Annotated in this window: 8 protein-coding genes; 5 read left to right on the forward strand and 3 right to left on the reverse strand. The window is 56.8% G+C overall.

Features of this window, described 5'->3' with window-relative positions; all coding sequences use genetic code 11:
• Positions 1-12: 12 nt before the first annotated feature.
• The 4 genes from H5P30_RS05485 to hisB all read left to right on the forward strand — a co-directional run bounded on the left by H5P30_RS05485 (position 13) and on the right by hisB (position 3910).
• Complete coding sequence (locus tag H5P30_RS05485; protein ID WP_185691946.1) at positions 13-813, forward strand: hypothetical protein; 801 nt, start codon at positions 13-15, stop codon at positions 811-813.
• A 111-nt stretch (positions 814-924) separates the two neighbouring features.
• Positions 925-2235, forward strand: a complete 1311-nt coding sequence (gene hisD, locus H5P30_RS05490; protein ID WP_185691947.1) for a histidinol dehydrogenase — start codon at positions 925-927, stop codon at positions 2233-2235.
• Positions 2232-3326 (forward strand): histidinol-phosphate transaminase, encoded by a 1095-nt coding sequence (hisC, locus tag H5P30_RS05495; protein ID WP_185691948.1) that lies wholly within the window; start codon positions 2232-2234, stop codon positions 3324-3326. Before hisD ends, hisC begins: the two co-directional genes overlap by 4 nt.
• Positions 3308-3910 carry an imidazoleglycerol-phosphate dehydratase HisB gene (gene hisB, locus H5P30_RS05500; protein ID WP_185691949.1) on the forward strand — a complete coding sequence of 201 codons (603 nt, stop codon included), beginning with the start codon at positions 3308-3310 and terminating at the stop codon, positions 3908-3910. Before hisC ends, hisB begins: the two co-directional genes overlap by 19 nt.
• 136 nt (positions 3911-4046) lie before the next feature.
• Here the strand turns inward: hisB and H5P30_RS05505 are convergent, their stop codons facing one another.
• Positions 4047-5231 carry a PD40 domain-containing protein gene (locus H5P30_RS05505; RefSeq protein ID WP_185691950.1) on the reverse strand — a complete coding sequence of 395 codons (1185 nt, stop codon included), beginning with the start codon at positions 5229-5231 and terminating at the stop codon, positions 4047-4049.
• A 125-nt stretch (positions 5232-5356) separates the two neighbouring features.
• Complete coding sequence (locus tag H5P30_RS05510; RefSeq protein ID WP_185691951.1) at positions 5357-6976, reverse strand: ComEC/Rec2 family competence protein; 1620 nt, start codon at positions 6974-6976, stop codon at positions 5357-5359.
• A gap of 297 nt (positions 6977-7273) precedes the next feature.
• Between H5P30_RS05510 and H5P30_RS05515 the strand changes: the two genes are divergently transcribed.
• Positions 7274-8563 carry a replication-associated recombination protein A gene (locus tag H5P30_RS05515; RefSeq protein WP_221774286.1) on the forward strand — a complete coding sequence of 430 codons (1290 nt, stop codon included), beginning with the start codon at positions 7274-7276 and terminating at the stop codon, positions 8561-8563.
• A gap of 93 nt (positions 8564-8656) precedes the next feature.
• Here the strand turns inward: H5P30_RS05515 and H5P30_RS05520 are convergent.
• Positions 8657-9484: ISL3 family transposase (locus H5P30_RS05520; RefSeq protein ID WP_185691362.1), on the reverse strand; the 828-nt coding region annotated here is incomplete at its 5' end.

A 9484-nucleotide genomic window follows, 5' to 3' on the forward strand; every position in this document is an offset into this window, starting at 1 on the left:
TGCTGAGGGGAAGTGAACCGAGTTCTCCTCGGCACGGCGGCGAGTCGTGCTGGGGTTGATTGTGTTTGTGGGTTGAGTTTTCGGGCGGATCCGCGAAGCTATGTCTTCATGATTCGCACGATCTCCATTCTGTTTCTCCTCAGTAGCCTAGCCCTTTCCGCGAAAACGCTCGAAGATGTCATTACGCAAGCGCGCGAGTTCGTGGGACCGAACGAGAAGATCGAGTCGATCGATACCCTCCTCTACGAGGGCGTGCTCGTGCCAGAGAATGGAGCGGAGGAGCGTCGGATTTCGCTGCTCTTAAAAAAACCGGCAAGCCAGCGTTTGGAAATCACTCAAGGAGAGAGTCGCATCACGATGGTGGTGAATGATATGGAGGGGTTCATGATGCAGGAGAATCTGGTCAATGGGCAGAAAGGGTTTTCCCCACTTCCGACCGACCAGGTCCGCCGGTTTAAGGCGAACGCGGCCGAGAATCTTTATTTCTTCAAATTCCCCTCCAGCGTACGAGTTCGCTCCAAATATCTGGGAGAGCAGGAGTTTCGCGGACAGCCTGTCGATGCGGTTCGTTTCATTCACTCTGGAGGAGTGCAGTTCTTCCGGTATTTTGATCCGGAGACGGGTGAACTTCTTGGAACGGAAACGGATACCGGGACCATCAATACCGAAGAGGGCGCGATTCAAGTGGATGGGCTCCGGTTCTCCGATAAGGTCCTTTCCTTTGAAGGCGACGAACTCGCGCACACCATCACCTTCGACAAGATCGAGGTGAATCCGGAAGTGCCGGAAGGCGCCTTTACCTTTCCGGAGTGAGCGCTTGGCCATTGAGCCGGCGAGTGGACTGAGGGGGTAAATTTTTTGTCGACGGGGGTTCCGGCGTAGCTCTCCACTTGTCAAAGCAAGGCAACCTGCTAGTTTGCTCGAGTGAAGGTAATTACAATGGATGCCGCCCGGGCAGCGGGCGCAGTCAAACGGTTCCAAGAATCCGTATCATTTTCGGTCGAAACATCCGCGGCCGTGCGTCCGGTGCTGGAAGAAATTCAGGCCAAGGGAGACGCCGCGGTTTTGGATTTCACCGAACGCTTTGACGGTGTGCGGTTGGACCGGAGGAAGCTACGGGTGACGGCCGAGGAAATGGCCGCAGGCTGGAAGCGTCTCTCCGCTTCGGAGAAAAAGGCGATTCGCCACTCGATTCGGGCGATCCGGGATTACCATCGCAAATGCTTGCCCAAGGGCTGGTCCGGCAAGAATGCTGAAGGCATGACCGTCGGCGAACGGTTTTATCCGCTGAAGCGAGTCGGGCTCTACGTGCCTGGAGGACGGGTTCCGCTGGTCTCGACCGTTTTGATGACGGTAGTCCCGGCCCAGGTAGCTGGTGCTGAGGAGATTGCCCTCTGCACTCCTCCACAGAAGGATGGGTCGGTGGCCGATGGGTTGCTGGGTGCTTTTCACGCTCTCGGGTTGAGTGAAGTGTATCGGATCGGGGGAGCCCAAGCGATTGGAGCGATGGCTTACGGGACGCGGACGATTCCCGCCGTGGACATGGTTGCGGGTCCGGGGAATGCGTTTGTCATGGAAGCCAAACGCCAGGTCTATGGGCAGGTCGGGATCGACTTGTTGCCCGGGCCGAGCGAAGTGATGGTGATTGCCGACGAGGGTGCCAATCCCGCCTGGGTCGCGGCCGATCTCCTCTCGCAGGCTGAACACGGCACGGGCAAGGAGAAGATCTACCTCGCGGTGCCGAGCAAAGACCTTTGGAAAAAGATCAAGGCCGAGCTGAAGGACCAGCTAGCGGGTATCGAGAATTCCGAGACGATGGAGAAGATTCTTAAAAATCGTTTCCTCATCGGTGTGTATCGCTCAGACGAAGACGTAACGGCATTCGCCAACGCAGTGGCGCCGGAACACTTGGAGCTGCAGGTTGCTCCGGGAAAAATTGCTTCGTTGAGCCGGGACATCACGACCGCAGGAGCCATTCTGCAAGGCTATCACACTCCGACGGTGTTGGGGGACTTTGTGGCCGGACCGAGTCACACGCTTCCAACTGACGGGACAGGACGTTTCTCGGGAGGTTTGCAGGCCATTGATTTTATGAGGCGGTCGAGTTTTGTTCGTTCCACGGCCAAGGCGAATCGGACGGTCTTGCCGACGGTTGAGGCCTTTGGTGAGATGGAATCTCTGCCAGTGCACACGGCCTCGCTACGGTGTCGGGTCGATTCGGAGGAACAGTCATGAGTGAGATGAGCGATATTTCTTCTCTGGCAACGCCGAAGGTTCTCGCGGTGGATCCTTATGTTCCGGGAGCCCAGATCAATGAATCCGGGTGGGTGAAGCTGAACACGAATGAGAGCCCCTTTCCGCCGAGCCCGATGGTCATCGAAGCGGCGCAGGCCGAGGTGGAGAAGGCGACTTTGTATCCAGATCCCCCCGCTCGCAAGCTGCGCGCCCAGGTGGCCTCACACTTTGGGGTCGAACCGACTCAGGTGATCGCCGGAAATGGGTCAGACGATATCCTCAATCTGCTGATCCGGGTCTTCAGTGATGGCGAGCGGAAGGCCGGGGCCATGGAGCCCAGTTATTCGCTCTACCCGGTGTTGGCCTCCGCCAATGGATCGGCGTGGGAGAATGTACCTTTCGAAGAGCCGTTTCGTTTGCCGGTGGAAGCTATTCTCGCTGGTGGATTTAATCTCTTTTTCCTCACCTGTCCCCACGCGCCCTCGGGAGTGGTCTTTCCCATGGCGGAGATTGAGGAGTTGGCTGAGCGCTTTGAGGGAATCCTCGTGGTGGACGAGGCCTATGGGGATTTTTCCGGGGGCAGTGTAGTTTCGTTGGTGAAGCGTTTTCCGAAGCTTTTTGTGACCCGGACCTTCTCGAAGTCATTTGGGTTGGCTGGTTTGCGGGTCGGTTTTGGTATCGGTTCCGAAGAGGTGGTGGGACTGCTCGATCGGATCCGGGATTCCTATAACCTGGATCGGGTGGCGCAGGCTGCCGGAGTCGCGGCCCTCAAGGATTGGGGATATTACGAAGCGACCATAGGGAAGACGACCTACATCCGGGACTTTTATCGGCGTGAGTTTGAAACAATGGGGTGGAAGGTCTATCCGTCGCAGGCGAATTTTCTGTTTGTGCGTCCCGAAAAGGTGGACGGCGAATGGGGACCCGAGGTTGCGGAGTCGCTCTTTTCCTTTCTGAAGGCGAACAAAGTCCTGGTTCGGTACTTCGGAAGCCACGCCTTGACTCGGGATTTCCTGAGAATCAGTATCGGCGATGAGGATCAAATGATGGTCCTCTGGGACACTATTATAGAATGGCGGAGCAAAGAATAGCAGCGCGGAAGCGCGAGACGGCCGAAACGCAGATTTCAGCTGAGTGGAACCTCGATGGAACGGGTCAGGCCGAGATCGATACGGGGGTGCCGTTTTTCGATCATATGCTCACGCTGTTTACTGTGCATGGGCTTTTTGATCTGAAGATCGAAGCCGAGGGCGACATCGATGTGGATTACCACCACTTGGTAGAGGATCTGGGCATCGTGCTCGGGGACTGCTTCCATGAAGCCGTCGGGGACAAGGCTGGGATTCGCCGCTATGGATTCTTTTACCTGCCGATGGATGAGTCGTTGGTGCGGGTCGCTGTGGATGTGAGTAATCGGCCTTGGCTCGATTACGATTTGCCGGCGTCGCCGGGATTCGTGAAAGACTTCAATGTCGGTCTTTTCCGGGAATTTTTCCAAGGATTTGTCAATCAGTCGCGGATCAATCTTCATATCCGCCGGGAAGCGGGTATTGAGCCGCACCACTTGGCAGAGGCCGCTTTTAAAGGTACGGCCCGGGCTCTCGACGAAGCGACTCAGATCGATCCACGGCGCGGCGGTAAGGTGGCGTCGACGAAGGGTACCTTAAACGGGTAAATCTGTTCCCGAGGAAGTTCTTGGGAGCTTTCTCTTATCTCTGAGATTGGCTAGGGGCTATCCCGGACAGGGGTAGTCTCCTGCGGACGACCTGCGTGGTGGTCCGCTTCGTCGGCTGAGTTCCGCGTAGGAACCCTTATCGGGGCATGACGAAGTTCGGCTGCGAGGAGTTGCCGAAGCGCTGCGAATGCAGTGGGGCCGACGATCCCGTCTCGGTGTCGAGAATGTAGAGCCGGGTGTTGCCGCCTTCGCGGGCGGTGAAAATGAGGTGGCGCCCGTCATTGAGCCATGCGGGTTCGATGGCATCCCCGGAGCGAGTGGTGAGGAATTTGCTTTTGCCTGAGCCAGTGTCGTACAGGGCGAGCTGGAAACCTCCCGATTCGGCGGCCGTGAAGGCGATCAAGCGGTCGTTGCGGGGATTCCATGCCGGCTCCGAGCAGTATCCGCTGATGTTGGTGGGGAGGCGGCTCATGCTGCCGCCAGTGGAAGCGATCCCGTAGAGCTGGGGTTTTCCCATCTGGTCGGAGGTGAAGACGATCTTACGTCCATCGGGCGACCAAGTGGGGCTGGCTTCGAGGCTGCGGTTGTTCGTCAGGCGCTTGGGGTAGCGACCGTTGGCGCCCGAAACGTAGAGCTCGGCGTTTCCGCTGGAGGAGAGGATCATGGCGACTCGGGAGCCGTCAGGACTGTAGGTGGCTCCTGTGTTGGTGCCTTTGTAGGTGGCGAAGGGGGTGGAGCGTCCCGAGGCGATCGTATACTCGTAGATGTCGGGAAATCCGGTGGGAGCGTAAGTGGTGTAGAGGAGTTTTTTGCCATCGGGAGACTGGCGAGGACTTAGGGAGTTCTGTTTCCCGTTCGTGACTTGCCTCATCTTTTGGAAGAAGAGGTCGCCGACAAAGATCTCCTTCTTTCCGTTGCGCTCACCGACGAGCGCGAGTTGCCCGGCGAAGAATCCGGGAATGCCCAGGAGGCGTTCGACGACATCGTCACAGGCCATGGCCGCGGCTTCCAGTTTATCGGAGCCGGTGGCGGTGCCGTTGAAATTCGTCCGGCCGGTCTGGGCTCCGAAGAGGACCGTGTCGTTGCCGGAAGTGCGGAGTTGAAGCGAAACGTCGGCATCGCCAGCGACGACGCGGAAGGCTCCATGAAGTTGGAAGGCGCGCTTGGCGAGGGCTCCGACCATTGGGTCGCTGGACTGAACGGAGATCGTCAATTCACTCTTCTGCCCCGTCCGAATAATGTCCCTAAGTTGGGTAGGGGATTGGGCGGGGAGGAGGCCGCAGAAAAGGGTGGAGAGGAGAAGAAAACCAAGCACGCGCATGCTATGATTTCGTGTGGCTGTGAAGGGTAGGTCAACGATTTTCGCGGTGAAACCTTCGGTAGGTATCGCTTTCCGAGGTGGGGGCGGGGAGAGCGCCAAATGGAGGAAGGTTTTCCTCACTAGTTTCAAGGAATGAATCCGATGAGGATCGTAACGAGGAGAGAGGTTGCGGGGAGGATGAGATAACGTGGCAGGAACTGGGGGCGGGTCGATGTCCAGAGGGTTGCGGCCAGGAGGAGGAGCATGCCGATCGGACCGGCCCAAGAGTTGTGGAAGGAAATTGGAATGGCCGAGACAGGGACTTCCGCAGCCGAAGAGACGAGCCAGGTCATGGCGTCGAGAATGCCCCTGGCAATCCAGTTGAGGGGCGCGGAAATCCAGAGGGCTCCGAGGAGACCGGCAACGAGAGAAAGGAAACCGATGAGGAGAACTCCCGTAGCGGGCAGGATGAGGAGTAAATTGAGCAGAATTGAAGAGAGAGGAAGAATTCCGAAATGGTCGATGATGAGAACCGAGCTTCCCAAAAACGCGGCGAGGCTGATGGAGAAACTCGCAAAAATCCAACGGCGGCATCGGTGGAAGGGGCTCCCGGATTGACCGGGAAGCCAATACTCGGGATCCGTGGAATCGAGAAGGAATTGGGCGAGAGGTGCTCCGAAAACTAGGATTGAGAGAACGACCGTGTAGGAAAGCTGAAAGCCGAGGGTAAAGATCTGGTTTGGATCGATGAGAAGGACGACCAAGGCGGATGCGGCAAGAGCGGAGGCGGGACAGTAGGCGCGGCGAAAGGCTTTGGCTCCCACGAGGAAGGTGATCATCAGAAACGCGCGGACTGCAGAAGGGGTTGCCCCAGTCAGGAGAACGTAGAAGAGGAGGATGGTCAGGGTGCCGATTACCTGTGTGGGCCGACTGACGCGGAGAAATCGTAGTGAGAAGAACAGAAATGTGGCGACAAGCCCGACATGGAGTCCGGAGATCGCGAATAAGTGGGCGGTCCCGGTATCCCGGAAAATTTCCTTTTGGCGTGAATCCAAGCCTGTTCGCTGGCCAAGGACTAGGGCCTGATAGACCCGGGTGGATAGATCGAGGGGAGTTGAACCCGCAGCGAGCGCCATTTTGCTGTTTTGGAGTAGAAGTGCAAAGGTTGCTCGGAAGGGGTTTTCCACTCCCACGATTTCCCCGGGTCTCAACGCATCCAGTCCAGCCGTGGCTCCCTGGTCCTCCAGAAACGCGCGAAATCCCGGGTCCATCACCAAATCTTCGAGGTCGCGTTCAATCCCGAAAAACCGAATCAAGAATCCTGGCGGAAGTTCCTGAGACTGGGGGCCGGATGGGGCTTTGTAGTAAATGAGCCCGTTCTCATCCAGGACGCGAGCCAGGCCAATCTGCGAATCCGAGTAGGGAGGTGTGACAAAAGCCTGAACGGGCTCGACCGTAAAAGATTTCTCCCGGAGAGGAGTTGGAGCGTGGTTCTGAAGAGGACTTCTTTCGGGAGAAAAACGAGCGCCGTAGAGCCCTCCGAGATTAAAAAGGGCGAGAAAAAAGACGGACTGCCATGCAAAGGACCGCAGGTCGCGATGGGCTCGGAGTAGGAGCCCAAGGAGAAGAAGGACCAAGCAAGCCGCCGGGATCGCAGTGGTCAGAGGAAGGGCGCGATTTGCCAAAAGACCGAGTCCGAATGGTATGAGGATCAGGAAGAGCGGAGCCCGTCGCGAGTCGAAGCCTTCTGTGCGAGATTTGACCAAGGAGTCTAGGTAGGTGGGAGTGCTTGTCGGAGCATATTGTCGGAAGGTGTCTAATGACCAAAGGCTTATATGATGGGTGAAGTCCCCATTTTGCGGAATAGGAGGTCCGTTCCATTTTGTCCGATCCCTACGAATAAGTTACCTGCTTAAAATTAATTGACCGATTTCTCTCATGATGAAGTTGGCAATTCGGGAGGGGGTGACCTAGGTTGAGGAGATGCTGAACGGGGTATTTGATTTGAACGGGAGAAGCTTTTCGTGAGCGGCCAAGGGGATCTTTTTCAAGGGGCCCCTGCGGTGCCTTTGCATCGGCCTTTGGCGGCGCGCATGCGACCGGTTCAGTTGGAAGGGGTTGTCGGGCAGGATCATTTGCTGGGCGAGGGGTCCCTCTTACCGCGGTTGGTACGGGATAATCGTTTCGGAAGTTTGCTGCTCTACGGCCCTCCCGGGTGCGGGAAGACCACTTTGGCAGAGGTGATTGCCCATGAGACGGGGAGCCGCATGATTCGTGTGAATGCGGTTTCGTCGAATGTAGCGGAGTTGCGGCAGCATTTAGCTTCGGCGCGATCCGATCGGGAGGGGAAGACCGTTCTCTTTATCGACGAGTTGCACCGTTTTAATAAGGCGCAGCAGGATTTGCTCTTGCCGGATGTTGAAGAGGGCTGGGTGCGATTGATCGGAGCGACGACCTATAATCCCGGGTTTTACGTCATCCCTGCCCTATTGAGCCGTAGTCATCTGTTTCGGCTGCAGCCGGTCGGACCCAAAGAGGTGGAGCGGGTGTTGCGCTTGGCATTGGAGGAAGATCCCCAGCTCCAGGCGGCGCGGGTCGAGATTGAGGATGAAGTTCTGAGTGGATTATCCCGGATCGCCGATGGGGACCTCCGGCGAGGGTTGAATTCTCTAGAGACCTTGATTCTGGGGCAGCCGGTCGGGAGCACCGCGGGCCTTCCCGAGTTGGAGCGGTTTCTGAATGAGCGCCAGATTCGCTACGATGCGGGGGAGGATGAGCACTACGACACGATTTCGGCCTTTATTAAATCCATGCGGGGCGGTGATCCGGATGCGGCTCTCTATTGGTTGGCGAAGATGTTGGTCGGCGGGGAAGATCCCCGGTTTATCGCCCGGCGGTTGGTGATTCAGGCTTCAGAAGATGTAGGATTGGCCGATTCGCGAGCCCTTCCGTTGGCGATGGCTGCCTATCAAGCCTGTGAAGTCATCGGGTTGCCGGAGTGCGAATTGAATCTCGCCCATGCCACCGTTTTCTTGGCGACAGCGCCGAAGAGCAATTCGGCCTGCATGGGGATTGCCGCGGCGAAGCAGGAGATTCGGCGCAAGGGGCTGCAATCCGTTCCTCTCTGGTTGCGCGATTCCCATACCAAGGTTTCGAAGGAAATGGGTCATGGGGAGGGATATCGCTACAGTCATAACTATCCGGAAGCGGTGAGCGGACAGGAGTTTATGATCGAGCCGAAGAAGTTTTATGCCCCTGGGGTGGATGGCGCGGAGAAGGCGATCAATGATCGATTGCGGCGCTGGAAATCGCTGAAATCCCAGCGAAAGTCCGATTTTGGGGAGTCGGGTTGAGGCGGGCCCACCTGGTGTAAGGATTTGTGCGCCTCTAAAGATTCTCTTTACCCGTTCTCACTGGTTGCCGGCCCCCAAAAAAAAGGTTCATCGTCATTTACCGGGGAAAGCATGCTTAATCTTGAGGAAGAAGTATTCCGTATCCCTGAAGCCATAAGCGGTTCTTTTGATGACCTTGATCTTGTTGTTCATGCCCTCGAGCACGCTGGTGTTGAGTGGGTATTTGGCTGAGGCTATGATTCCACGGAGGTAGGGTCTGAGTTTATCAGCGAAGGCGAGCAGGGGTTTGATTTTGGACTCACGGCACATCCTCCACCATGTGCGCCAGCGTTTGAAGGCGCCCCAGATGCTTGAGCTTCGCCATAGTTCTTTGAGCTGTTCTTTCAGGACGTAGACTTGAGCCAAGGATTGGTTGGCATTCATCAGCTCTTCGAGCCTGACAAGTTCTTCTTCATTGAGGTTGTCCTTGTTCTTTAGAAGTAACCATCGGCTACGTTTGACCGCTCTGCGAGCCGACTTGTTCTGCCTTAGTTCATTGGCCTGATCCACGCGGACTCGGTCGATGACTTCACGGCCGTATTTGGCAACGACATGAAAAAGGTCGTAGACGACTTCCGCATTCGGGCAGTGCATCTTCACCTCCAGGTCAAAGGCGCTGTTCTGATCCATCGCGACCGCTTCGATTTGATCGCAGTGTTCGCCCAGTGATTCAAAGAAGGGGCGTATGGATTCGCGACTGCGCCCTTCACCGATCCAAAGCACTTGCCGAGTGTCCGCATCGGCTACGACGGAGGCGTAGCGGTGCCCCTTGTGCAATGCGAACTCATCCATGACCAGAGTTCTGAGCGAACCGTAATCGACTTCAGGCAACTCCCGAACCAACCTAGCTTTGTCAATGCGTTTGACGGTGTGCCAAGGCAA

The organism is Puniceicoccus vermicola (assembly GCF_014230055.1).
Lineage (GTDB): Bacteria > Verrucomicrobiota > Verrucomicrobiia > Opitutales > Puniceicoccaceae > Puniceicoccus > Puniceicoccus vermicola.